The organism is Devosia sp. CN2-171 (genome assembly GCF_049354815.1).
Classification (GTDB): Bacteria; Pseudomonadota; Alphaproteobacteria; order Rhizobiales; family Devosiaceae; genus Devosia_A.
Map to the genome: position 1 here is coordinate 2,264,924 of NZ_CP186479.1, position 21,633 is coordinate 2,286,556.

Annotated in this window: 26 protein-coding genes; 14 read left to right on the top strand and 12 right to left on the bottom strand. The window is 64.7% G+C overall.

Annotated features, from left to right (window positions below; all coding sequences use genetic code 11):
- Positions 1 to 4 precede the first annotated feature (4 nt).
- The 3 genes from ACOYW5_RS11190 to ACOYW5_RS11200 are packed head-to-tail and all read right to left on the bottom strand — an operon-like array spanning position 5 to position 3,579.
- A complete protein-coding gene (locus ACOYW5_RS11190) occupies positions 5 to 907 on the bottom strand; it encodes an ABC transporter permease subunit (protein WP_423069325.1) in 903 nt (300 codons plus the stop codon).
- Complete coding sequence (locus tag ACOYW5_RS11195; protein WP_423069326.1) at positions 907 to 1,914, bottom strand: ABC transporter permease subunit; 1,008 nt, start codon at positions 1,912 to 1,914, stop codon at positions 907 to 909. The genes ACOYW5_RS11190 and ACOYW5_RS11195 overlap by 1 nt, the downstream gene beginning before the upstream one ends.
- Before the next feature lie 57 nt (positions 1,915 to 1,971).
- Entirely contained in the window at positions 1,972 to 3,579 is a 1,608-nt protein-coding gene (locus tag ACOYW5_RS11200; RefSeq protein WP_423069327.1) for an ABC transporter substrate-binding protein, read from the bottom strand.
- Between the two features lie 281 nt (positions 3,580 to 3,860).
- Between ACOYW5_RS11200 and ACOYW5_RS11205 the strand changes: the two genes are divergently transcribed.
- From ACOYW5_RS11205 to ACOYW5_RS11215, 3 genes are all read left to right on the top strand, one after another.
- Complete coding sequence (locus ACOYW5_RS11205) at positions 3,861 to 4,247, top strand: VOC family protein (RefSeq protein ID WP_423069328.1); 387 nt, start codon at positions 3,861 to 3,863, stop codon at positions 4,245 to 4,247.
- Positions 4,248 to 4,341: 94 nt separating this feature from the next.
- Entirely contained in the window at positions 4,342 to 5,268 is a 927-nt protein-coding gene (locus tag ACOYW5_RS11210; protein ID WP_423069329.1) for an aldo/keto reductase, read from the top strand.
- A gap of 1 nt (position 5,269) precedes the next feature.
- A complete protein-coding gene (locus tag ACOYW5_RS11215; protein ID WP_423069330.1) occupies positions 5,270 to 5,839 on the top strand; it encodes a hypothetical protein in 570 nt (189 codons plus the stop codon).
- Here the strand turns inward: ACOYW5_RS11215 and ACOYW5_RS11220 are convergent.
- From ACOYW5_RS11220 to ACOYW5_RS11235, 4 genes are all read right to left on the bottom strand, one after another.
- Positions 5,762 to 6,487 carry an SDR family NAD(P)-dependent oxidoreductase gene (locus tag ACOYW5_RS11220; RefSeq protein WP_423069331.1) on the bottom strand — a complete coding sequence of 242 codons (726 nt, stop codon included), beginning with the start codon at positions 6,485 to 6,487 and terminating at the stop codon, positions 5,762 to 5,764. The two genes, ACOYW5_RS11215 and ACOYW5_RS11220, sit on opposite strands and share 78 nt — an antisense overlap.
- On the bottom strand, positions 6,484 to 6,981 hold the full coding sequence (locus ACOYW5_RS11225; RefSeq protein WP_423069332.1) for a 2,4'-dihydroxyacetophenone dioxygenase family protein: 498 nt from the start codon (positions 6,979 to 6,981) through the stop codon (positions 6,484 to 6,486). The genes ACOYW5_RS11220 and ACOYW5_RS11225 overlap by 4 nt, the downstream gene beginning before the upstream one ends.
- Positions 6,982 to 7,061: 80 nt before the next feature.
- A complete protein-coding gene (locus tag ACOYW5_RS11230) occupies positions 7,062 to 7,352 on the bottom strand; it encodes a putative quinol monooxygenase (RefSeq protein WP_423069333.1) in 291 nt (96 codons plus the stop codon).
- Between the two features lie 19 nt (positions 7,353 to 7,371).
- Complete coding sequence (locus ACOYW5_RS11235; protein ID WP_423069334.1) at positions 7,372 to 8,310, bottom strand: Gfo/Idh/MocA family protein; 939 nt, start codon at positions 8,308 to 8,310, stop codon at positions 7,372 to 7,374.
- 123 nt (positions 8,311 to 8,433) lie between these two features.
- On the opposite strand from ACOYW5_RS11235, the gene ACOYW5_RS11240 reads away from it, so the two are divergent.
- Positions 8,434 to 8,634, top strand: a complete 201-nt coding sequence (locus ACOYW5_RS11240) for a hypothetical protein (RefSeq protein WP_423069335.1) — start codon at positions 8,434 to 8,436, stop codon at positions 8,632 to 8,634.
- 145 nt (positions 8,635 to 8,779) lie between these two features.
- Here the strand turns inward: ACOYW5_RS11240 and ACOYW5_RS11245 are convergent, their stop codons facing one another.
- Complete coding sequence (locus ACOYW5_RS11245) at positions 8,780 to 9,130, bottom strand: VOC family protein (RefSeq protein ID WP_423069336.1); 351 nt, start codon at positions 9,128 to 9,130, stop codon at positions 8,780 to 8,782.
- A gap of 5 nt (positions 9,131 to 9,135) precedes the next feature.
- Positions 9,136 to 10,392 (bottom strand): glycerate kinase type-2 family protein, encoded by a 1,257-nt coding sequence (locus ACOYW5_RS11250; RefSeq protein ID WP_423069337.1) that lies wholly within the window; start codon positions 10,390 to 10,392, stop codon positions 9,136 to 9,138.
- A 302-nt stretch (positions 10,393 to 10,694) separates the two neighbouring features.
- Here ACOYW5_RS11250 and ACOYW5_RS11255 point away from each other — a divergent pair, with 302 nt between their 5' ends.
- The 6 genes from ACOYW5_RS11255 (at position 10,695) to ACOYW5_RS11280 (ending at position 14,052) form a co-directional block, all read left to right on the top strand.
- Entirely contained in the window at positions 10,695 to 11,156 is a 462-nt protein-coding gene (locus ACOYW5_RS11255; RefSeq protein WP_423069338.1) for a hypothetical protein, read from the top strand.
- Between the two features lie 97 nt (positions 11,157 to 11,253).
- Complete coding sequence (locus ACOYW5_RS11260; RefSeq protein ID WP_423069339.1) at positions 11,254 to 11,976, top strand: DUF1045 domain-containing protein; 723 nt, start codon at positions 11,254 to 11,256, stop codon at positions 11,974 to 11,976.
- On the top strand, positions 11,954 to 13,090 hold the full coding sequence (locus ACOYW5_RS11265) for an alpha-D-ribose 1-methylphosphonate 5-triphosphate diphosphatase (RefSeq protein ID WP_423069340.1): 1,137 nt from the start codon (positions 11,954 to 11,956) through the stop codon (positions 13,088 to 13,090). The genes ACOYW5_RS11260 and ACOYW5_RS11265 overlap by 23 nt, the downstream gene beginning before the upstream one ends.
- Positions 13,090 to 13,644: a phosphonate metabolism protein/1,5-bisphosphokinase (PRPP-forming) PhnN gene (gene phnN / locus ACOYW5_RS11270; protein ID WP_423069341.1), complete on the top strand. Its 555-nt coding sequence runs from the start codon at positions 13,090 to 13,092 to the stop codon at positions 13,642 to 13,644. The genes ACOYW5_RS11265 and phnN overlap by 1 nt, the downstream gene beginning before the upstream one ends.
- 56 nt (positions 13,645 to 13,700) lie before the next feature.
- Complete coding sequence (locus tag ACOYW5_RS11275) at positions 13,701 to 13,850, top strand: hypothetical protein (RefSeq protein WP_423069342.1); 150 nt, start codon at positions 13,701 to 13,703, stop codon at positions 13,848 to 13,850.
- Positions 13,843 to 14,052 (top strand): hypothetical protein, encoded by a 210-nt coding sequence (locus tag ACOYW5_RS11280; protein WP_423069343.1) that lies wholly within the window; start codon positions 13,843 to 13,845, stop codon positions 14,050 to 14,052. Before ACOYW5_RS11275 ends, ACOYW5_RS11280 begins: the two co-directional genes overlap by 8 nt.
- A gap of 72 nt (positions 14,053 to 14,124) precedes the next feature.
- Here the strand turns inward: ACOYW5_RS11280 and ade are convergent, their stop codons facing one another.
- Complete coding sequence (gene ade / locus ACOYW5_RS11285) at positions 14,125 to 15,921, bottom strand: adenine deaminase (protein ID WP_423069450.1); 1,797 nt, start codon at positions 15,919 to 15,921, stop codon at positions 14,125 to 14,127.
- Positions 15,922 to 16,150: 229 nt separating this feature from the next.
- On the bottom strand, positions 16,151 to 16,465 hold the full coding sequence (locus tag ACOYW5_RS11290) for a septal ring lytic transglycosylase RlpA family protein (RefSeq protein WP_423069344.1): 315 nt from the start codon (positions 16,463 to 16,465) through the stop codon (positions 16,151 to 16,153).
- A gap of 579 nt (positions 16,466 to 17,044) precedes the next feature.
- On the opposite strand from ACOYW5_RS11290, the gene ACOYW5_RS11295 reads away from it, so the two are divergent.
- The 3 genes from ACOYW5_RS11295 (at position 17,045) to ACOYW5_RS11305 (ending at position 19,412) form a co-directional block, all read left to right on the top strand.
- Positions 17,045 to 17,962, top strand: coding sequence for a diguanylate cyclase domain-containing protein (locus tag ACOYW5_RS11295; RefSeq protein ID WP_423069345.1), 918 nt, complete (start codon positions 17,045 to 17,047; stop codon positions 17,960 to 17,962).
- Positions 17,963 to 18,058: 96 nt separating this feature from the next.
- Entirely contained in the window at positions 18,059 to 18,436 is a 378-nt protein-coding gene (locus ACOYW5_RS11300) for a DoxX family protein (RefSeq protein WP_423069346.1), read from the top strand.
- 52 nt (positions 18,437 to 18,488) lie between these two features.
- Positions 18,489 to 19,412: a DMT family transporter gene (locus ACOYW5_RS11305; RefSeq protein ID WP_423069347.1), complete on the top strand. Its 924-nt coding sequence runs from the start codon at positions 18,489 to 18,491 to the stop codon at positions 19,410 to 19,412.
- Between the two features lie 75 nt (positions 19,413 to 19,487).
- On the opposite strand, the gene ACOYW5_RS11310 is transcribed toward ACOYW5_RS11305, so the two are convergent.
- Entirely contained in the window at positions 19,488 to 20,162 is a 675-nt protein-coding gene (locus tag ACOYW5_RS11310; RefSeq protein ID WP_423069451.1) for a TetR family transcriptional regulator C-terminal domain-containing protein, read from the bottom strand.
- A gap of 133 nt (positions 20,163 to 20,295) precedes the next feature.
- Between ACOYW5_RS11310 and ACOYW5_RS11315 the strand changes: the two genes are divergently transcribed.
- Positions 20,296 to 21,627 carry an aspartate aminotransferase family protein gene (locus ACOYW5_RS11315; protein ID WP_423069348.1) on the top strand — a complete coding sequence of 444 codons (1,332 nt, stop codon included), beginning with the start codon at positions 20,296 to 20,298 and terminating at the stop codon, positions 21,625 to 21,627.
- Positions 21,628 to 21,633: the final 6 nt, after the last annotated feature.

Below are 21,633 nucleotides of genomic sequence, written 5' to 3' on the forward strand. Positions count from 1 at the left end.
GGCCTCAGCTCCGCTTGAGCTTGGGGTCGAGCGCATCGCGCAACCCATCGCCGATCAGGTTGATGGCGAGCACCGTGATGAGGATGGCGAGGCCAGGCATGGTGACGATCCACCAGGCCGAAGTGATGAACTCACGCGCCCGTGCCAGCATGGTGCCCCACTCGGGCGTTGGCGGCTGGGCGCCCATGCCGAGGAAGCCAAGCGCGGCGGCCTCAAGGATGGCGTTCGAGAAGCTCAGCGTCGCCTGGACGATGAGCGGGCCGAGGCAGTTGGGGAGGATGGTGATGAACATCAGCCGCAGATTCCCCGCCCCGGCGACCTTGGCCGAGGTCACGTACTCGCGGCTCTTCTCGCTGAGCACCGCGGCGCGGGTGAGGCGTGCGAAATGCGGCTGCAGCACGAGCGCAATAGCCAGCATGGCGTTGAACAGGCCCGGCCCCAAGATGGCCACCAGCACCAGCGCCAGCAGCAGCGAAGGGAAGGCGAGGATGATGTCCATGACGCGCATGATCACCGCATCGACCCAACCACGGAAGTAACCGGCGAGGAGGCCCAGCGTCACGCCGGTGATCATGGCAGCCGAGACGACGAAGAAGCCGATGAAGAGGGAGTAGCGGGCGCCGTGGATCAAGCGCGAGAGGATGTCGCGCCCGACTTCGTCGGTGCCGAGGAAGAATTGCGGCTGCGTGCCACCCGACCACGGCGGCGCCATGCGGATAAACTCGCGGAACTGTTGGTCGGGCGAGAACGGCGCCAGCAGGGGCGCGAAGATGGCGACAATGATGAGTGCGACGAACACGATGAGGCCGAGGACGGCCCCCTTGTTCATCGAGAAATAGTACCAGAACTCGCGGAGGGCAGCGAAGCGGCCGATGGCGGTGTTGGGCGTTGCGGCTTCCGTGCTCATCACTGCACCCTGATGCGTGGGTTGATGACGGCGTAGAGGATGTCGACGATGAGGTTCACCGCCATAACGATCAACGCAATAAGCAGCAGCCCCGACTGCACAGAGACGTAGTCGCGCTTACTGATTGAATCGATCATCCATTTGCCGATGCCGGGCCAGGAAAAGATCGTCTCGGTGAGGATGGCCCCGCCCATCAGCAATCCAACTTGCAGGCCGATGGTGGTGACCACCGGGATCAAGGCATTGCGGAAGGCGTGGACGCCGACGACGCGGCCGGGCTCGAGCCCCTTGGCGCGCGCGGTGCGTACATAGTCCTCGCCCAGCACCTCCAGCATGGCCGAACGGGTCTGCCGCGCGATGACGGCAAGCGGGATCGTGCCGAGAACGATCGCCGGAAGGATCAGGTGGCGGAGCGCCGAGACAAAGCCCGCGGGTTTGCCAGCGATAAGGCTGTCGATCAGCATGAAGCCGGTGACGCGCGGGAAAAAGAAGCTCACCGCGATACGGCCCGACACCGGAGTCCAGCCGAGATAGCCGGAAAAGAAGATGATGAGCAGGAGGCCCCACCAGAAGATCGGCATCGAATAGCCTGTCAGAGCCACGCCCATGGTGATCTGGTCGAACCATGAGCCGCGCTTGATGGCGGCGAAAATGCCGGCGGGAATGCCTAGCGCGACGGCGATCAGCATAGCGAACAGGGCCAGCTCGACCGTTGCCGGGAACAGCGTCATAAACTCCTCGATCACCGGGCGCTTGGTGGCGAGCGAGATACCGAAATCGCCCTGCAGGATGCCGCCGACATAGTTGAGATACTGCTGCCAGATCGGCAGGTCGTAGCCGTACTGGTGCTTGAGGATTTCATAGCGTTCGGGGGTCACGCCGTACTGGCTGGCCATCGCGAGGATGGGGTCGCCGGGGAGCAGGCGGATGAAGGCAAACGATGCAATCGTGATGCCGATGATGGTCGGCACGATCAGGGCGAGTTTCTGGAGGATGAATCGCAGCATTGGGTACGCCAAGGGGCGGCGCCGGTGATGGCGCCGCCCCTCGAACTCTATCTCTAGTTATTCGGTTACGTCGACGTTGTCGAAGCGGTGGATGCCGAGCGGGTCCATGGTGTAGCCCAGGACGCGCTTGTTCATCGGCATGAAGACCTTGGAGTGGGCAATGGTCATTGCCGGCTCTTCGGCTTTGAAGATTTCCTGGGCCTTGGTGTAGAGCGCGGTGCGCTCGGCCTGGTCGGAAACCTTCTTGGCGTCCTGGATGGCCTTCTCGAAGTCGTCGTTGCACCAGCTCGAGTAGTTGGAAACGCCAATAGCCGAGCAGGAGAACAGGGTCGCGAAGAAGTTGTCCGGATCACCGTTGTCGCCGGTCCAGCCGATCTGGAACGCACCCGGGCGGTCCGGCTTCTTGCCGCGCTCGCGATACTCGGTCCACTCGTAGGTGACGATGTTGGCAGTGACCCCCACGGCAGCCCAGTCAGCCTGGATCATTTCAGCGACGCGCTGCGCGTTCGGGTTGTACGGACGCGACACGGGCATGGCCCAGAGATCGAGCGTCAGGCCCGACACACCAGCATCGGCGAGGAGCTTCTTGGCCGCTTCCGGATCGTAGGCGGTATCGACGATCTTGTCGTCATAGGACCACATGGTCGGCGGGATCAGGTTCTTGGCCACCTGGCCGGCGCCCTGGTAAACCGCTTCGACGATGGCCGGCTTGTTGATGGCCATCGACAGCGCCTTGCGGACGTTGACGTTGTCCATCGGAGCAATCGTCGTGTTGTACGACATGTAGCCGATGTTCAGGCCTTCCTGCTCAAGCACCTGCAGGTTGGTGTCCGCCTGCAGGCCGGCGATGTCGGCCGGGGCGGGATAGCTCATGATATCGCATTCGCCGGCCTTCAGCTTCTGCGCACGCACGGCCGGATCGGTCGTGATGGCGAAGATCAGGTCGTCGATCGCCACCTTGCCGCGCCAGTAGTCGGCGAAGGCCTGGTAACGGATGACGGCGTCGGTCTGGTAGTCGACGAAAACGAACGCGCCGGTGCCGACGGGCTTATTGGAGAAATCGGCGAGAGCGGCCGGGTCGTTCTTGGCCAGCAACTGGTCGGCGTATTCCTTCGAGACGATCGAAGCGAAGTCCATGCCGAGGTTGGCGATCATCGGAGCGTTGGGCTCGGTGAGCGTGATCACGACGGTGAGGTCGTCAGCGCCCTTCTCGATCGACTTCAGGAACTTGGGCATGTCCATGCCCTGGAAATAGTCCCACGAGATGCCCTCGAGGTACTTGTTCCACGGATTGTCTTCCTTCCACTGGCGCTCGAGCGAGAAGATCACGTCGTCGGCAGTGAGGTCGCGGGTGGGGGTGAAGTAGGAGGTGGTGTGGAATTTCACACCCGGACGCAGCTTGAAGGTGTACACGAGCCCGTCGGCCGAAACTTCCCAGCTCTCGGCGAGGCCCGGAATGACGGCGGTGCCGCCATGCTCGAACTCGACGAGGCGGTCGTAGATGGCGCGCGACGAGGCGTCGAAGTCGTTACCGCCGGTCGTCGGACCGGGGTCGAAGTGAGCCGGCGAAGCTTCAGAGCAGAATACGAGTTGCTTGGCGTAGGCACTGCCGCCCAGAACCGCGACAAGCGCGGTTGCGGCGAGCAGGGTGCGCATCAATTTCATGATGTTGTCTCCCGAATAGCATTGCGCTCCGACGTTCACGGCACAGAGTCCCTTGTGCTGGTCGGAGCTTGGCCGGCAACAAAGCGCTTTTTCCGTGACCGCGCAATGGGGAGTTGACCAATTGGTCAAGACGACGCCGGACGGGGAATGAGTTTCCACCGTTGGGGTCTGCGACAGAAAATGACACCACCGGCCAAAAATCGGGCCCGTAAAGCGGTTGCATGGTGGGGTTCGATCAGGCGACACACCAAACAAACAGAGCAGCAAAGAATTTGAGGAAGATGCAATCCATCGCCACAATCGCCCTTGTCGTTGCCGATTACGACGAGGCCATCGCATTCTACCGCGACAGACTCGGCTTTGCCCTCGTTGCCGACACTCCGCTTGGCGGTGGTAAGCGCTGGGTGCTGGTCGCTCCGACGGGTGGCGGGGCGCGGCTATTGCTGGCTCAGGCAGACGGCTTTGAGCAGGAGGCGCGGGTCGGCGACCAGACCGGTGGCCGAGTCGGCTTTTTCCTCGAGACCGATAATTTCGAGCGCGACTTTACTGCCTACACGGCGCGCGGCGTGCGGTTCCTGGAAGCGCCGCGGCACGAGGTTTACGGTTCGGTGGCGGTGTTCGAGGACCTCTATGGCAACAAGTGGGACCTGATCCAGCCAAAGGCCTGACGGACGCCGTTGTTCCATCGCTTGTCGCCGATGGAAGCTGCGCCTAAGGTCCGGAGCCGCCCGCCCGCCTGCTTTTCATTCAAGGAGATTTGTCATGACGAAGCGCCGCCTTGGCCGCACCGAGCTATTCATCGAGCCCCTGGTTTTCGGCTGCAACGTGCTCGGCTGGACGCTCGAAGAGAGCACCGCCTATGGGGTGCTGGACGCACTTCTCGATGGCGGCTTCGCGGCGGTGGATACGGCCGACAGTTACGGCAAAGGCAAGTCCGAGACCATCCTGGGCAACTGGATGAAGGCGCGCGGCAACCGCGACAAGGTGCTCGTGTTCACCAAGGTCGGCTCTGACATGGGCCAGGGCCATCGCGACCTCAGCGCCAAATGGATCGAGGAGGAAGTCGATGCCTCGCTGACGCGACTACAGACCGACTATATCGACCTCTACCAGACGCATTGGCCCGACCCGAACACGCCGCAGGAGGAGACGCTTGCCGCGCTGGACCGGGTCGTGAAGGCCGGTAAGGTGCGCTACATCGGCTCGTCGAACCAGGATACTGCGCTGCTGACCGAGTCCCTCGCGATCTCGAAGGCGAATGGCTTGGCGCGCTACGAGACGATCCAGAACGAGTTCAACCTCTACGACCGCGCCAAGTTCGAAGAGGTGCAGGCGACCTGCGTCGCGGAGGAGATTTCGGGCATCGGCTATTTCAGCCTGGCGCGTGGATTCCTCGCGGGCAAGTACCGCAGCGCGGCTGACGCGCAGCAGAGCCCGCGCGGACAGGCGGTGGTCGAGAAGTATCTCAATCCGAAGGGCTTCAGCATCCTGAAGGCGCTCGACGCCATCAGCAAGCGCACCGGCGCGACGCCGGCGGAAGTCAGTCTCGCCTGGGTCGCGGCACAGCCCGGCGTTGGCGCACCGATCGCGTCGGCAACCTCGGTCGAGCAACTCGCGAGCCTGATGAAGAGCGCACGCCTGACGCTCAGCGCCGAAGACATCAAGGAACTCACTGACGCGGGGAAGTAGGGTGGCGCTGACACCGGTGGAAGCGGCGGGTCTCGCGGCACTGGCCGCGATCGTGCTGGGCTCGACCGGCGGTGCTTTGGCGCAGGAGGAAGGCTGGCATTACTCTCCGCTTGCGGGCGAGGGTGATCGTGCCGCGCTCGGGTGCGCCTACAAGTCGACGCCAGAGAGCTTCACCTGCATCGCTGTACGCTGCGAGGACGATTTCAGCGTCGGGGTGCACCTGCATACCAGCCGCCCCGGCGGCGATGCCGGGCGTTGGCGACTCGATGTCGACCGCGAGACGGGACTCGAGATAGATGCAAAGCCGGACGGCACGCCCTATCACGCCAAGGTGGCGGGCGAGGTCACCGACGTCATCGAGGCGCTGAAGAATGGCGGCGTTGCTTATCTCGATCCGAAGGCCGGGCCGGCTCTGCCGACTAACGGCATTCCGCTCACCGGTTCGCTCTACGCGATCAACCAGGCACTCTATTTCTGCGCGCCTAAGGTCGGGTCAGGCGATGAGGTAACCGCCGTCGACGGGCAGGATGGCGCCGGTGATGAAGCCGGCGAGGGGCGAGCAGAGGAATAGCGCGGCCGGGGCAAGGTCGGCCGGCGTACCCCAGCGTCCGAGCGGGGTGCGCCCCATGAGTTCGGCGTTGCGCGTCTCGTTGGCGCGCGGGACCGCGGTCATCGCCGTTTCGATCCACCCGGGAGCAAGCGCGTTGACCCGGATGTTCTCTTTCGCGAAGGCGACGGCGAGCGACTTGGTGAGGCCGGCGACGGCGTGCTTGCTCGCGGCATAGGCCGGGGCGTGCGGGGCGCCGAAGAACGAGAACATCGAGCCGATATTGAGGATGGCCCCGCCGGCGAGCTTGTCGCGAAACGCATAGGCGGTGCGCATCGAGCCATTGAGGTTGATGTCGATGACGGTCTGGAAGCCATCGACCGTATGCTCGGCGGCACGGAGGTTCACGCCGGCGCAGTTGATGAGCGCATCGACGTGCCCGAAGACGCCGGCGTATTCGGCGACCTGCTCGGCGTTGCGGACATCGAGCTGGGTGTAGCGAAAGCGCGGCTCGGCGGCAGCGCCGGATACGACTTCGGCCTGGGTGGCACCGGTGACTTGGACGGTGGCGCCGGCATCGGCGAAAGCGCGGCCTATGCCCTGCCCGATCCCCGAAGTGCCGCCGGTGATGACGACGGTCTTGCCCGCGAAGAATTCAGTGGCCCAGCTCATCTGACGAACTGCTCGACGTAGTCCGCGCCCAGCCCGACCTTCTCGTAGTGCTTCTTGCACATGTCGATCTTAGTGAAGACGTCCTCGAAGCCGATCTGCTTGTTGTCCTTGTCGAGATAGACCATGCAGCCGGAGATGTTGAAGAAGGTGATCATCTCCGGGGTGTCCTCAGGGACAGTGAGGGTATGGATCTCGCCGGGCGGCTCGAAGACGTAGGAGCCGGTTTCGGCCACCCAGTCGTGCTCGAGATAGTGCCAGCGGCCCTTGATGACATAGCCATGCACGGGCTGCGGATGGAGGTGCCGGCTCAGGATGCCGGCGCGGCGGACGCGCAGCAGGTTGCACCACTGGCCCTGCAGCGTGTTGAGGAAGAGCGGACGGAACCACACTCCGTCGGCCTGTGGCACCCAGACGCGCTCGTCATCGGGCACGGCGGTGATGGCGATTTCCTTGGGCGCAAGCGGGTGCGCCGAGCCGTTGAAGGTCTCGTACATGGGGTGCCTCCTGATCTGGTATGGTAGTTCTAGCCACGCGCCAGGGCACGCGCCAGTGGACAAATGTCTAGATGCCGGCGCTACTGTCCGACGCCACCCACCGGCACGGTCTGGATCTGGTCGCCGAAGCCGGCGATCAGCGGGATCGCCTTCTTGATGGTCTCGGCGACGAGCGGGATTTGCAGCGAGGCCTTGTGGCTGTCGGCGGAATCCCAGACCTCGGTGATCCAGATCTTGTCCGGATCAACCGGGTCGTGGGCGACGATGTAGCTGAGGCAGCCCGGCATATCGCCGGTGCTGGCTGTCATCAGCGCGATGAGTTCGTCGCGCTTGCCCGCATGGGCGGTGAAGCTGCCGATCAGGCCGTACATCGTCCCCTCCGCGATTGACCTACCAGTGGAACTCTTCGACGTTCTCGCGGGCGCCCAGCAGGAACGCATCGCCGATGAGGCGCAGCGGCGAACCGTCCATCTCGGACTTGCCCTTCTTGAGCAGCTTGGCGAAGCGCTCGTAGATCGCCTCATACTCCTCGGACGGGTTGGCGACGGTTTCCTTGCCGTCGACCTTGAGCACCGTGCCGCCCCTTTCGAGCTTCAGCTTGGTGCCCTTGCGGGTTTCGATGGCGATGGTCCATATCTCGCCGGACTCTTCGAGCCAGTTGAAGCCAGCCGAGAGTTTCGGGGCATGCTTCTGGGCCGACTTGAAGACGATCTCAACATCGACCGGGGTCTGCCGGTTGGCCGGGAACTTGAGCGTAGCTTTGTCGACGAAGACCGGGAACGGCATGATCTTGGTGAAGATCGACATGGCGTTGATGCCGGGATCGCAGACGCCGAAGCCACCGGGCTCCCACACCCATTCCTGGCCGGGGTGCCATTTGCGGACGCTCTCGCGCCAATCGATGCGAACCTCGGCGACGCCTTCGTCCTTGAGGATGAGCTTGGCGGTATCGACGGCGGCGTTGTAGCGGCTGTGCCAGGTCTGATAGAGGACGCGGCCCTTTTTCTCGCCATAGGAGACGAGGTCCTCAAACTCGGTGATCGTGGGCGTCGGCGGCTTTTCGAGCAGCACGTCTTTGCCGGCGTCGATGGCCTCACGGACATAGGCATGACGCACGCCCGGAGGGGTGCAGATGGCGACGAGCTTGACCTCGGGCATGGCCTTGTAGAGTTCGGCCGGGGTCTTGAAGACGGGCACGTCACCGTGGCCGATACCGCGCGTTGAGACGCAGGCAGCGAGCTCGAAATCGGGGCTCTTGTCGATGACCGGCAGGTGCTGGTCCTGCGCGATTTTGCCGATGCCGATGACGGCGATCTTCTTTTTGGCCATATGCGGCACCTCCCTGGAATGGGCGGCACTTAATGGGAAGTCGGGGTGAAAGGGAAGTTCCACCGGAACCAAAATCGTCCGGCTGCTTAAGGTGGTGTATGCTCGCCGCGAAGGAGACAGCCGATGTCACGGGCATTCGTCAGCGAGGGCGGCAGCGTGCCGCAGGTCTATTCGTCGGTGGAGAGCGCCGAGAGCGCCGCCAATATTCAGCGTGCCATGGACGGCGGCCAGTACGAGTACGAGGTGCGGCCGCGTGAGCGCGGCGGGTACATGGTGGCGCGGCTCAGGAAGGACGGCGAGTTCGACAGCTGGGTGGAGGAGTAAGCCGGCGCGTGCGGCCGCCCCCTCCACCGCCTACGGCGGGCCTTTCGAGCGTAGCTCTCAAGGCCTTCTCACCTCAAATCGCTCCACTGGAGCGATTTGCCCTGTGGGACGGCTCGAAACCCCTCCCCCGCTTCGCAGGGGAGGATCAGTCCACCGGTGGTTGCCAGAGTTCGATCTGGTTACCCTCAGGGTCGGCGACGCGGGCGAAGCGGCCGGTTTCGGGCGTGTCCCATTCATTGGGGCGGGTTTCGACGGCGATGCCGGCGGACTTCAGCTGCGCGATGAGGCCGTCGAGGTCGTCGACGCGGAAGTTGATCATCCACTGCTTGTCGGCGGGGAAGTAGGTCGTTGCCTCTTCGAACGGCGAATAGATGGTGAGACCGGCGTCCTGCGTCCAGAAGCCCGGCACGCCGAGATGCTCTTCATACCAGGCGCTCAGCGCCTTGGTGTCGCGGGCGCGGAAGAAAATCCCGCCGATGCCTGTTGCCTTGGCCATGAAGCCTACCTGATGATGATGGCGCGGAAGTCGTTGACGTTCGTCCCTGTCGGGCCGGTGATGAACAGCCCGGCCACGGCGCGGAAGGCGTTATAGGCGTCGTTGTTGGCGAGGGCGGCGCGCGGGTCGATGCCTGCTGAGCGCATGCGTGCGGCGGTGGTGCCGTCGCAGAAGGCGCCGGCATTGTCGCCTGCCCCATCGATGCCGTCGGTATCGGCGGCGAGCGCGGAAATGCCCTCCTGCCCTTCGATGGCGAGGGCGAAGGCGAGCAGGAACTCGGCGTTGCGGCCGCCTCGGCCGTCGCCGCGGATGGTTACGGTGGTCTCGCCTCCGGAGAGAAGGATCGTGGGCTTCTCAAAAGGGCGATTGCGGCTGCGGATTTCGCGGGCGAGCGCGACATGTACACCGGCGACATCGCGCGCCTCGCCCTCGATGGCATCGGAGAGGATGTGGGGCGTGAGGCCTGTGTTGCCGGCCTCGGCCGCGGCGGCATCGAGGGAGAGGGCGGCGGAGGCGATGATGCGGACGCTGTTGTGCGAAAAACGCGGATCGGCTGGCGTTGGGGCGAGGTTCTGGTCGGAGGCGAGGAGGTCCTCGGCCGGTTCTGGGAGCTTCAACCGATAGAGCGCTGCGAGGTGACGGGCTTCGGCTCGGCTCGAAGCCATGGGTACGGTCGGCCCCGACGCGACCAGCGAGGGGTCGTCACCGGGAATGTCGGAGACGATCAGCGTTGCGACGCGGGCCGGCGATGCCACTGCCGCCAACCGGCCGCCCTTGATGGCGCTGAGCTCGTTGCGGATGACGTTCATCACGCCGATCGGCGCGCCCGAAGCGAGCAGCACCTGGTTGACCTCCTGCTCGTCCTCGAAGCTCAGCCCCTGCGCCGGCTGCGGCAAGAGGGCAGAGCCGCCGCCGGAGATCAGCGCCACGACCAGATCGTCGTGGCTGAGCCCTGAGACGGTCTCAAGCAGCCGGCGGGCGGCGAGATAACCGGCGATATCGGGCACCGGATGGGCGGCTTCGACGATCTCGATGCGTTCGCAGGCCACGGCGTAGCCGTAGCGGGTGACGACCAGCCCCTTGTCGATGGGGTGCGGCCAAGCCTGTTCGAAGGCTTGCGCCATCTGGGCCGAGGCCTTGCCGGCGCCGATGACGATGGTGCGTCCACGCGGCGGTTCGGGCAGGTTGGCGGCGATGGCGTGCCGGGGCTGGGCGGCATCGACTGCGCGATGGTAGAGCCGCTCGAGAAGTTCGCGATCCATGTAAGCCTGACGTCCCTGATGCCCGCATAGTGGCGGCGCCATGCACGGGGCGCAAGCTAGCCATCTTCATCATCATTTCGCGAACCGCTTGCGTCGCGGGCCGGCTTGCCCAAATAGGCGCTAAGAAGCGATCGGGGCGTGTAGCGGTTGGGCAACGCTGGCGCCGAGATCGGGTGAACGGTGGCTAAACGGGAACCTCAGCAGGTGTTCAAGCGTCGACGGGTAGTTGCCGGTTCAACAAAGCAAAGTCATAAATCGTCTCGGTCGTGGACGCGACCGTTGGCCTCACGCCAGGAAACAGAATGAACGCAATCCGTCCCCTCGCGAGCGCCCTGCTCGCGGCACTGATGTGTGTACCGGCATTTGCAGACCCGGTAACCGAACTCCCGCCCGGTGGTGGGCTTACGCCCCCGATCGACGACACTGGCCCGACCGACCTCCCGGATGACGCCAAGCCAGACAAGGCAGCCTCGCAGTCGTCTTCTAGCGACTATCCCGAGCCGGTGCTGCAGACGCGGCATTTTGGCTTGCAGGTCGAACTCAGCTGCAACGTGGCGACCCAGCCCAATGCGATTGAAGTGATCAACCACAGCGCCGAGAACCTGCCGCCGGGTACAAGGATCAAGTGGCAGCTCAAGAGCGAAGGCAAGGTCGGCTATTTCGCGCTGATCGGTCCGCTGGCAGGCGGCGAAACGCTCGTGGCTGACAACGTGTTGCCCGGCGGCGCCAACTCCGCTGCAGCCTGCGTGGCACGCGTCATCTGACGCGTTCCCGGGCGCTTGCACACAAGCTTGCGGCACTGACAAAAAACTGACATCGAACGCAGCTAGTCACCGCCGCGTTTCCAGCGAGCCGCAGTCGATGTCCGAACGATACGCAATATATTATGCGCCCGCCGCGGATGATCCGCTGTGGGCCAAGGCCGCTGAGTGGCTCGGCATTGATGCGCTGACGGGTGAGACGTTCACAGGGCCGCTTGCGGGTGTATCTCGCGACGAGCTGTTCGAGCGGAGCGTTTCGGCCCGGCGATATGGCTTTCACGCCACGATCAAGCCGCCCATGACGCTCAAGGCCGGCACGACCCGGGCCGCGCTGGAGGATGCGCTCGCAGCGTTCGCAGCGGAGGTAGAGCCGGTTGCCATCGGCAGGGTCAAGCTGGCGCTGCTGGATGGGTTTATCGCGCTGATCCCGGCGGCGCAGAGCGAGGAACTCACCGTATTTTCGGGGGATGTGGTGGAGGCGTTCGAGCCCTACCGAGCGCCGCTGTCGCCGGCCGAGCGGGCGCGCCGGGTCGAGGGCCGCGCGTTCAGCGATCGGCAGATCGAGCTCATCGATCGCTACGGCTACCCCTATGTGTTCGAGCAGTTCCAGTTGCACATGACTCTGACCGACAGGTTGGCCGAAAGCGAGCGCGACACCTACATGCGCGCCGCGGCCGAGCATTTCGGCCCGCTGGCCGGGGCCGAGATGGTACTCGACCGGCTGGTGCTGTTTTGTGAAACCGAGGCCGGCGGACCGTTCGTCCGCCTCGACGACTACGTCCTTACCGGGGAGTCAGCCTATGACCGAATTCGCGCTTTCTAACGCGAGGATCGTGCTCGCCGACGAGGTGATCGAGGGCTCGGTGCTGATCCGCGACGGGATGATCGCCGCCATCGATCCGGGCCATACCCACGCCGGCGAGGATGTCGGGGGCGACTATGTCATCCCCGGCCTTGTCGAGCTCCACACCGATCATTTCGAGAACCACTACCGGCCGCGGCCGGGGGTGACGTGGAACGCCATGGCAGCGCTGCAGAGCCATGATGCGCAGGTCGCGGGCGCCGGCATCACCACGGTGTTCGACGCGGTTCGGATCGGGTCGGACCCGGAGACGGGCGATATCACCGAGGACGTGCGGCTGATGGTCGAGGCGGTGGCCGAGGCCGATGCCGACGACCGGCTGCGGGCCGACCATCACATTCACCTCCGCTGCGAGCTGGCGACGCCCGACGTTGCCGAGCAGTTCGCGGCGCACTGCGCCAACCCAATCGTCGGCCTCGCGTCACTGATGGACCATACGCCGGGCGCGCGGCAGTACGTGACGCTCGACCACTACATTGCCTACTACCAGAAGAAGATGCGGTTCTCGGACGCCGAGATGGCGAAGTACATCGCCGACCGGCAGGCCGAGCGCGACAAGTATGCCGACACGAACCGGCAGGCGATCTTGACGCGCGGTCGCGAGATTGGGCTCGCATTCGCCAGCCACGATGACGCGACGGTCGATCATGTCGGCGAGGCGGTACGCGATGGCATGAGCATCGCCGAGTTCCCCACCACGATGGATGCGGCGAAGGCCTGCCACGCGGCGGGGCTGGCGGTGCTGATGGGGGCGCCGAACGTGGTGCGCGGCAAGTCGCATAACGGCAATATCTCGGCCTCCGAACTCGCCAAGGCGGGCGTGCTCGACGTGCTGAGCTCGGACTATGTACCGTTCGCGCTGATGTATGCAGCGTTCCTGCTGCCCGAGCGGGCCGACAATATCACCCTGCCGCAATCGGTGCGGATGGTGACGAAGCGCCCGGCCGAGGCGGCGCATCTCAGCGATCGCGGCGAGATCGCGGTGGGCAAGCGCGCCGACCTCGTGCGCGTGCGCCGGACCGATCCGGTGCCGGTGGTGCGCGGCGTGTGGCGGGAAGGCAAGCGGGTCAGCTGATGAGCGAAGGGGCCCTCGTCCTCGTGGTCGGACCGTCGGGCGCCGGCAAAGACACGCTGATCGGGGCGGCGAAGACCGCGTTGGCGGACGATCCTCGCTTCAGTTTCCCGCGCCGGGTGGTGACGCGGCAGGCGATGGTCGAACTCGAGGACCATGACAGCATCGACACGGCCGAGTTCGGGCGGCAGAAACTGCGAGGTGCCTATGCGCTCGACTGGGAAGCGCACGGGCTCTGCTACGGCGTGCCGGCCGCGATCGATGCGGCGATGGTCGCAGGGCGCGTCGTGGTGGTGAACACTTCGCGCAAGGTGATCGAACGCGCGGTCGAAAAGTACCCCAGCTGCCATGTGCTGGTGGTGACGGCCGATGCCGACGTGCGGGCGCGGCGCCTTGCCGGGCGGGGGCGTGAGAGTGCCGACGACGTTGCCGCGCGGCTGGCGCGGGAGGGTGCGCCGGTGCCGGTGGGCGTCGAGGCGGTGACTGTCGACAATTCCGGATCGCTCGACGACGGCGTCGCCCGATTTGTCGGTGCGCTCAAAGCGATAGCCGATTGAACCAATGCCCGGGCTGTTGCGTTGCGGATGCAGCGTCAACAGCAAAGAGTCCCGGCATGACCAGAAGCTCACTCTACGTCGTAATCGCAGCGTTATTGGCCGTGGTGGTCGGCTTTGGCCTCTATCTCGCCTACCAGGAATCGCAGCGCCCGGCGCTCGAGATCAAGGTCGATGAAGGGGGGATCAAGATCGATGGCAATGGTTGATGAATCCGTCCGTACCCAGCAGATCGAGGACGCGCTGAAGCATGCGCTTGCGCGCCAGCCGGTCGAAAAGGTGGCCGATCTCGACCTCACCAAGCTTGCGGTCGACATCGAGGCGGTGATCGGGATCGAGCCGGTTAACCCGCTCGACCCGGAAGGCGATGGGCTGACGACGGGCGAGCTGAACGCGGCGAACGACCTCTAGGCCGGGCTGGAACTCAATGGATTGCGCCTGCAGACTTCCAGGAGAAGCCTGCACGTGGTCCTGGAAGGCCGCCTAGACAAACAGCTCGGTGCGCTCGAAGGTCCGCACATCGATCAATCCCTGATCGGAAATCCGCAGCTCCGGGATGACGACCAGCGCCAGCAGCGAGTGCTGCATGAAGGCGTTGTTGAGCGTGCAGCCGCAGGCGCGCATGGCGTCGACGAGGCCCTGCGCCTTGGTCGCGACGACCGGGGCGGCCTCATCCGACATCAGTCCGGCGATCGGCAGCTCGACCAGCGCCAGCACTTTGCCCTTCGAAACCACCACCGCACCGCCGCCGACGTCGCCGAGCGTGTTGGCGGCGAGGGCCATGTCGTCGCGGTTGGTGCCGACGACGATCATCTGGTGGCTGTCATGCGCGACGGTCGAGGCGACGGCGCAATCGACATTGTAGCCGAAGCCAGAGACGAGCGCGTTCACTACGGCGCCGGAGCCGGTGTGGCGCTCGACCAGCGCGATCTGGCAGACATCCTGTGCCCGGTCTCCGGTGACGAGACCACTTTCGACGGGGAGGGTTCGTTCAAGGGCGCGGGTCGGGGCTTGGTTCTCGATGACGCCGATGACCCGCGCAGTGACGGCGTTGCGACCCGTGGGAGCGGTGATCTCGAAGCGGGAAGCGGTGAGCGGCTGGATGTGGACGGTATTCTTGGCGAAGGCCGGATAGGCCCAGGGGTCGAGCGGGACGGTGAGGCTGCCGTTCTCGGCGACCACCCTGCCCTGCCCGATGACCAGTTCGATCGGCAGGGTGACGAGATCCGAAGTGAGGATCATGTCGGCACGACGGCCCGGCGTGATAGAGCCGAGCTCGCGCTCGAGGCCGAAATGGGTGGCGGTGTTGAGGGTCGCCATCTGGATGGCGGTGATTGGCTTCAAGCCGCAGGCGATGGCATGGCGAACGACGCGGTTCATATGCCCGTCGTTGACCAGCGTGCCGGAATGGCTGTCGTCGGTGCAGAGGATGAAGTTGCGGGAATCGAGGCCCTCTTCGGTGATGGCCTTTACCTGCGGAGCGACATCGTACCAGGCCGAGCCGAGCCGCAGCATGGCGCGCATGCCGAGACGGACGCGAGCGATGGCATCGGCAACGCGGGTGCCTTCGTGGTCGTCGGCCGGGCCGCCGGCAACGTAGCCATAGAAGGGCTTGCCGAGGTCGGGCGAGGCATAGTGCCCGCCTACGGTCTTCCTGGCGCGTTGGGTGGCGGCGATTTCGGCCAGCATCTTGGGATCGTTGGCAGCGACGCCGGGGAAGTTCATCATTTCGCCGAGCCCGATGATCTGCGGCCAGGTCAGCATCTCCGCGACATCGTCGGGGGAGATGGAGGCACCGGGGGTTTCGAGCCCGGGAGCGGAGGGCACGCAACTGGGTGCCTGGACATAAACCGAGACCGGCATGGCAGCGGCCTCGTCGTGCATCAGGCGGACGCCGCGGATACCGAGCACGTTGGCGATCTCGTGCGGGTCGATGAACATCGAGGTGGTGCCGTGCGGAATGACGGCGCGGCAGAACTCAGTGACGGTGACCATGCCGCTCTCGACATGCATATGGCCATCGCAGAGGCCCGGCACGAGATAGCGGCCGTTGGCGTCGATCACCTCGGTATCGGGGCCGATGGCATAGCTCAGGTCGGGGCCCACGGCGGCGAAGCGCCCGGCGGCGATAGCGACGTCGGTGCCGGCGACGATCTCGCCGGAGTGCACGTTCACCCAGCGGCCATTGCGGACCAGCATGTCCGCCGGCTTTCGGCCGGTTGCGACATCGATGAGGTGCGGTGCGACATCAGGCCAGGAGGCGATCGGCAAGGCGGCTATCCCTTTATTTTGTGGTGCCGCGATCTGACTGGTCGAGGTGCCGCCGGTCAAGACAAAGGGGCCGCCCGTCTCACGCGGGCGACCCCTGATCTTTGTCGATCTGACTGGCGGAGTTCCACGAAGAGCCGAGGCTCGACGGGTACGCATCCGCTACAGGTCAGTCGCGCCTTCGAACCGGAAAGGTCTGCAATCCCCGCCTTCGCGGGGACAGGCTCTTTCCTGAAGGCGCTTACAGCTTGGCGACGCACACCTTGCCGACACCGGAATTCTTGGTGCCGAGCCGCGCGGCGGCTGCCTTGCTGAGGTCGATGATGCGGCCCTTCACGAAGGGACCGCGGTCGTTGATGGTGACCTTGATGGACTTGCCCGTGCGCTGGTTCGTGACCTTCACGACCGTGCCGAGTGGGAGAGTCTTGTGGGCCGCGGTCATGGCATTCTCGTTGAACCGCTCGCCCGAGGCCGTTTTCTTGCCGTGGAAACCTGGTCCGTACCAGGACGCCCCACCGCACTGATCTGCTGCCATCGCACCGGTAACGGAAGTCATCAGGCCCGTTACGAGGGCGGCGGCGACCAGAACGATTTTCCTATTCAACCTTGGACTACTCACGCTTGTTTACGACAGGCCGGACAAGGCTTTGGCGGTGTGGCGAGAATATGAACCGAAAATGAACAGCACCCTTGCAAGTGGAACCGTTGCATAAATGCATCAGAAGCATTAAGCTGGCTCGTTCTATTTTTGCACGAGATTCCATAAACTTGCGTCGCCTGGGTCAACGACTCGGACGCTATCGTCGCAGGCGAAGATTTTCTGCCGAGGGGCCGGAAATCCGCTTCCGGTAGCGTGCCTCGAAGCCGAATGCGGCGGGAATAGTGCAGATTTTCCGTCCGGACGGCCTTTTTGGCCCCGAGAGACACGCCCGCGGCGGTTAGCGATCGTGCTGGGGAGGCGGGCCTCGCGGACGGCCATGCGGGAGCTCTTAAGCCAACGTCAACCATCTCCCAATAGCCCTGCAGCGCGCTAAGGATTTACGCGGATCCCGCGGCTAGTCTTGGGGCGAGGCAAGCGGGGGCGCACATGCCGCGACGGAACGAAGAAGACACAGAGATCGGATCGACAGGGCCTTTGCCGGACCCGCGGCGGCTGCTGATCGGCAGCGTGGTGGCGATGCTGCTCCTGGCGCTGACGGTCGTCTTTGCCGCCTTCTACGCCGTGCAGGCGATCGACCAGGTCGCCATTGCCAGCGAGACGGAGCGGGCACGTGCAGCGCTCCTCGTGGTCGGCGATGCGCCCGATGCAGAAGCCCGGTTGCGCGGCGAGTTCATTCTCGATGGTGCCCATTACATCCCGGCGGCTGCCTTGGCTGACAAGGAAGTGTCGGTGCCGGTGCCCGGACGGGCCGAGGTACTGGCCTGGACGCCACGCCGGATCGGCACGGACATGTTCTATCATCTGGCCCCGCTGAGGCTTGCGGCTTGCGCCGTGTTCCTGTTCGGAGTCTTCCTCGCCCTGCGCAAGCTCTACAACCTGACGCGCGAACTGGAGCGGCGGCGGCGCGACATGGCCGACCTCGCAACGCGTGATCCCCTGACCGGGCTCGCCAACCGGCTTGCCTTCGAGCAGTGGCTGGCCGAGACCGGCGCTCATCCAGTCGGGCTGCTCTATCTCGATCTCGACGGCTTCAAGCAGGTCAATGACAGCATGGGCCATGGCGCGGGCGACGAGCTGCTGAAGATCGTCGGCAACCGGATCAGAGGCCTTGCCGACAGGGATGATCTCGTCGCGCGCATCGGCGGCGACGAATTTGCCTTCGTGCGCAAAGGGCCGATCGAGCGTGCGGCGCTGGCCGAACTCGCTGCCGATATCGGTGCGGCCCTCAGCGAACCGATGCGGCTGGGCGCGGCCGAGATCGCGACCGGCGCCAGCGTGGGCATCGCCATCGGCAATGCCAGCGATCCAGACCTCGTTGCGGCAGCCGATGCGGCGCTCTACCGCGCCAAGGCGCTGCCCGGCCACACCTTCGTTTTCTCCGAAGCGGCCTGACGCATTCCCCGAGGCAGCCGGATTCTTCGCACCAAAGTGGGGCTCCCGACTCGGAGCGTGGCCAGATAGCGTCGCGCCCGAACGAGGAGAACCGACGTGCCCACCGATCTGTCATCGACGCTCTATGCACTGGCCCGCCTGCTGCTCGGCGGCGCCTTCGTGGTGTTCGCCATCCGCAACTATCTGGTCAACGTGCCGCGGCTGACGGGGATCATCGAGAACAAAGTGCCCAATGCCCGGCTGATCGTGCTTGCCGGCATAGGGCTGCAGTTCATCGGCGGGCTGCTGTCGGCGATCGGGCCGTGGCAGGCGCTGGGCGGGGTGCTGATGATCGTGTTCCTCGTCATCGCGACGCTGCTGTTTCACCCGATGTGGAAGTATTCCGGGGCCGATCGCGCCCCGCACACGGTGGCGACGCTGATGAACACCTCGCTCTGCGGCGCCTTCCTGCTGCTGGTCGCCGGCGGCGTTTGAGCTTTCCCCGGCGCCGCTATAGAGAGGCGGCGCGAGCAGGGGGTGAGTTGGATTGGCGGAAATCGGAACGGAAGTCGAGGGCGCGGCCGATGGCCGGCAGCGGAAGGTGGCGCACCTTGCGATGCTGCTGTTCGCGGCGCTGATTGCAGGCTCGTTCACGCTGGGCGCGCTGACGGTGCCACTCATTCATGCCGTGCCGCTCAATGCCCTGCGCTTCGTGATGGCGGCGCTGCTGATGGGTGCGTTCGCATTCGGCGTGGCACGGCACCAGTTCAGTTGGCCGAAAGCCCCCTGGCGCTTCGGCATCAACGGCTTCCTCACCGCCGTCTATTTCGTCTCAATGTTCATCGCCCTGACGATGACCAAGCCGGTGGCGACGAGCGCGGTATATACGCTGGTGCCGCTGATGACGGCGGTGACCGCTTACTTTATCGTCGGGCAGCGTTCCGGACCGGCGGTGCTGGTGAGCCTGCTGCTCGCCGGCGCCGGCGCGATCTGTGTTATCTTCCGCGGTGATCTCGACGCGCTGCTGCGCTTCGATATCGGCCAGGGCGAACTGATCTACTTCGTCGGCTGCGTCGCCTATGCGCTCTACACGCCGCTACTGCGCCGCTTCAACCGGGGCGAGCCGGCGCTGGTGCTGAGCTTCTGGACGATGACCGCGACCGCCGCGTGGATTGTGCTCTACGGCCTACCGGAAATCGCAGCTACAGACTGGCTGCAGTTCGACCCGCTGGTCTGGTGGGTGGTGCTCTACCTGGCGATCGGGCCGACCGCTGTCTGCTTCTTCCTCATTCAGTTCGCCTCATCGCACCTGCCGGCGGCCAAGGTGATCGCCTACGGGTATCTTGTGCCGGCCTTCGTCATCGTGTTCGAAGGAATGGCGGGGCATGGGTGGGCGAGCATCAGCGTCGCGATCGGAGCGGCGGTGACGGTGCTGGGGTTGTTGGTGCTGGCGCTGCTCAGGGACAAGTAGGCGCCGGCGTGAACTTCTGATTTCTGCAGCAGCAGAGACAAGCAGCCGGCGCCCCACTGGCGCGCCGGTCTTGGGCTAGCGGTCCTTGGGCAGGAGCCCGTGCAGGAACAGGTTTTCGAGGTAACGGGCGGCGTCCTCGAAGCGGCCTTCGCCGCCGCGGTCCTTGCCGAGGACGGCGCGGACCTGGACGTCGAAATCGGCGTAGTGCTGGGTGGTGGCCCAGATCGAAAAGATCAGGTGGTACGGATCGGTGCGGACAATCTTGCCGTTGTCCATCCAGCCCAGGATGACCTGGGCCTTCTCGTCGACCAAGGCTTTGAGGTCGACCTCCAGTACGTCGAGCACGCGCGGGCCGCCCTGCAGCATCTCGTTGGCGAAGAGCCGGCTCTGGCGCGGGTAGTCGCGGCTCATCTCGATCTTTCGACGGATATAGGAGCGGAGCTCGGAGACCGGGTCGCCGACCGAATCGATCTCGCGCAGCGGCTGCAGCCAGACGTCGAGCATCTCGGTCATCAGACGCTTGTAGATCTCTTCCTTGCGCGGAAAATAGTAGAGCAGGTTGGGTTTGCTCATCCCCGCCGCCTCGGCGATCTGGTCGATCGTCGCGCCGCGGAAACCCTCGCGGCTGAACACGTCGAGCGCCGCTTCGAGGATCACTTCCTGCTTCTCGCGCTGGATGCGCGTCTGCGCGCGCGGCCGCTTTTTGGCGGGCGCGTTTGCCGCACCTTGACCACCCTCGGGGGCCAGCATTTTCACCTTGATCGGCGGCATGGGAGTGATAACGTTTTTTCCAACTGGTCAAATTTCTGGATAACGCGTCCAAAGGTCAAGTGCCAAAGTCACTCGGCCACGCAACTCACAAAAGACTTGAGGGAGACCCAAGGTGTCCGACCGCCGCAATGTCACGCCGAACGATCTGAGCGCGTTCTGGATGCCTTTCACTGCCAACCGGCAGTTCAAGAAGGCACCCCGCATGTTCGTGGGCGCCAAGGACATGCACTATACGACTTCCGACGGACGGCAGGTGCTCGACGGCACGGCGGGTCTGTGGTGCGTGAATGCCGGCCATTGCCGCCCCAAGATCGTCGAGGCGATCGCCACGCAGGCGGCCGAGATGGACTACGCGCCGGCCTTCCAGATGGGCCATCCCAAGGCGTTCGAGCTGGCCAATGCGCTGGTCTCGATCGCGCCCGAGGGGCTCAACCACGTGCTCTACACCAACTCCGGCTCGGAGTCGGTGGAGACGGCGCTGAAGGTGGCGCTGGCCTATCACCGGGTGAAGGGCGAAGGCGCGCGCTTCCGGCTGATCGGGCGCGAACGCGGCTATCACGGTGTCAATTTCGGCGGCATCTCGGTGGGCGGCATCGTCACCAACCGCAAGATGTTCGGCACTCTGCTCACCGGCGTCGACCACATGCCTCACACCCATACGCCGGGGAAGAACCAGTTCACCCGGGGCGAGCGCGAGAGCGGCGGCGAGGATCTGGCGTCGGAGCTGGAGCGCATCGTCACACTGCATGACGCGTCGACCATCGCGGCAGTGATCGTCGAGCCGGTGGCCGGTTCGACCGGCGTGCTGATCCCGCCTGTCGGCTACCTCAAGAAGCTGCGCGAGATCACCAAGAAGCACGGTATTCTGCTCATTTTCGACGAAGTGATCACCGGCTTTGGTCGCGTCGGCACGCCATTCGCGGCGGATTATTTCGGCGTGACGCCCGATATCATGGTGACGGCCAAGGGCCTGACCAACGGCACCATCCCGATGGGCGCGGTGATGGTCACCTCCGAGATCCATGACGCGTTCATGCAGGGGCCTGAGCACGTCATCGAATTCATGCACGGCTACACCTATTCGGGGAACCCGGTGGCGGCGGCTGCAGGACTCGCGACGCTCGAGACCTACAAGGACGAGGGCCTGCTGACCCGTGGTGCGGAGCTTGCCCGGTATTGGGAAGATGCACTGCATTCGCTCAAGGGCCTGCCGCATGTCATCGACATCCGCAACCTTGGGCTGATCGGCGCGGTGGAGCTGGAGCCGATCGCCGGCTCGCCGACGAAGCGGGCGTTCTCGGCCTTCGTCCAGGCCTTCGAGAAGGGCATCCTGATCCGCACCACCGGCGACATCATCGCCATGAGCCCGCCGCTGATCATCACCAAGGCGCAGATCGACGAGCTGATCGGCACGCTCGGGGGCATCCTGAAGACGCTTGAGTAAGATGGA

What these genes read in the sequence shown, in the direction of transcription:
- ACOYW5_RS11240 (WP_423069335.1), top strand. Translation starts at nt 8,434, where the DNA reads ATGTCACGGGCATTCGTCAGCGAGGGCGGCAGCGTGCCGCAGGTCTAT.
- ACOYW5_RS11290 (WP_423069344.1), bottom strand. Translation starts at nt 16,465, where the DNA reads ATGACTTCCGTTACCGGTGCGATGGCAGCAGATCAGTGCGGTGGGGCG.
- phnN (WP_423069341.1), top strand. Translation starts at nt 13,090, where the DNA reads ATGAGCGAAGGGGCCCTCGTCCTCGTGGTCGGACCGTCGGGCGCCGGC.
- ACOYW5_RS11275 (WP_423069342.1), top strand. Translation starts at nt 13,701, where the DNA reads ATGACCAGAAGCTCACTCTACGTCGTAATCGCAGCGTTATTGGCCGTG.
- ACOYW5_RS11265 (WP_423069340.1), top strand. Translation starts at nt 11,954, where the DNA reads ATGACCGAATTCGCGCTTTCTAACGCGAGGATCGTGCTCGCCGACGAG.
- ACOYW5_RS11245 (WP_423069336.1), bottom strand. Translation starts at nt 9,130, where the DNA reads ATGGCCAAGGCAACAGGCATCGGCGGGATTTTCTTCCGCGCCCGCGAC.
- ACOYW5_RS11230 (WP_423069333.1), bottom strand. Translation starts at nt 7,352, where the DNA reads ATGTACGGCCTGATCGGCAGCTTCACCGCCCATGCGGGCAAGCGCGAC.
- ACOYW5_RS11255 (WP_423069338.1), top strand. Translation starts at nt 10,695, where the DNA reads ATGAACGCAATCCGTCCCCTCGCGAGCGCCCTGCTCGCGGCACTGATG.
- ACOYW5_RS11310 (WP_423069451.1), bottom strand. Translation starts at nt 20,162, where the DNA reads ATGCTGGCCCCCGAGGGTGGTCAAGGTGCGGCAAACGCGCCCGCCAAA.
- ACOYW5_RS11205 (WP_423069328.1), top strand. Translation starts at nt 3,861, where the DNA reads ATGCAATCCATCGCCACAATCGCCCTTGTCGTTGCCGATTACGACGAG.
- ACOYW5_RS11250 (WP_423069337.1), bottom strand. Translation starts at nt 10,392, where the DNA reads ATGGATCGCGAACTTCTCGAGCGGCTCTACCATCGCGCAGTCGATGCC.
- ACOYW5_RS11260 (WP_423069339.1), top strand. Translation starts at nt 11,254, where the DNA reads ATGTCCGAACGATACGCAATATATTATGCGCCCGCCGCGGATGATCCG.
- ACOYW5_RS11225 (WP_423069332.1), bottom strand. Translation starts at nt 6,981, where the DNA reads ATGTACGAGACCTTCAACGGCTCGGCGCACCCGCTTGCGCCCAAGGAA.
- ACOYW5_RS11210 (WP_423069329.1), top strand. Translation starts at nt 4,342, where the DNA reads ATGACGAAGCGCCGCCTTGGCCGCACCGAGCTATTCATCGAGCCCCTG.
- ACOYW5_RS11200 (WP_423069327.1), bottom strand. Translation starts at nt 3,579, where the DNA reads ATGAAATTGATGCGCACCCTGCTCGCCGCAACCGCGCTTGTCGCGGTT.
- ACOYW5_RS11280 (WP_423069343.1), top strand. Translation starts at nt 13,843, where the DNA reads ATGGTTGATGAATCCGTCCGTACCCAGCAGATCGAGGACGCGCTGAAG.
- ACOYW5_RS11190 (WP_423069325.1), bottom strand. Translation starts at nt 907, where the DNA reads ATGAGCACGGAAGCCGCAACGCCCAACACCGCCATCGGCCGCTTCGCT.
- ACOYW5_RS11235 (WP_423069334.1), bottom strand. Translation starts at nt 8,310, where the DNA reads ATGGCCAAAAAGAAGATCGCCGTCATCGGCATCGGCAAAATCGCGCAG.
- ACOYW5_RS11195 (WP_423069326.1), bottom strand. Translation starts at nt 1,914, where the DNA reads ATGCTGCGATTCATCCTCCAGAAACTCGCCCTGATCGTGCCGACCATC.
- ACOYW5_RS11220 (WP_423069331.1), bottom strand. Translation starts at nt 6,487, where the DNA reads ATGAGCTGGGCCACTGAATTCTTCGCGGGCAAGACCGTCGTCATCACC.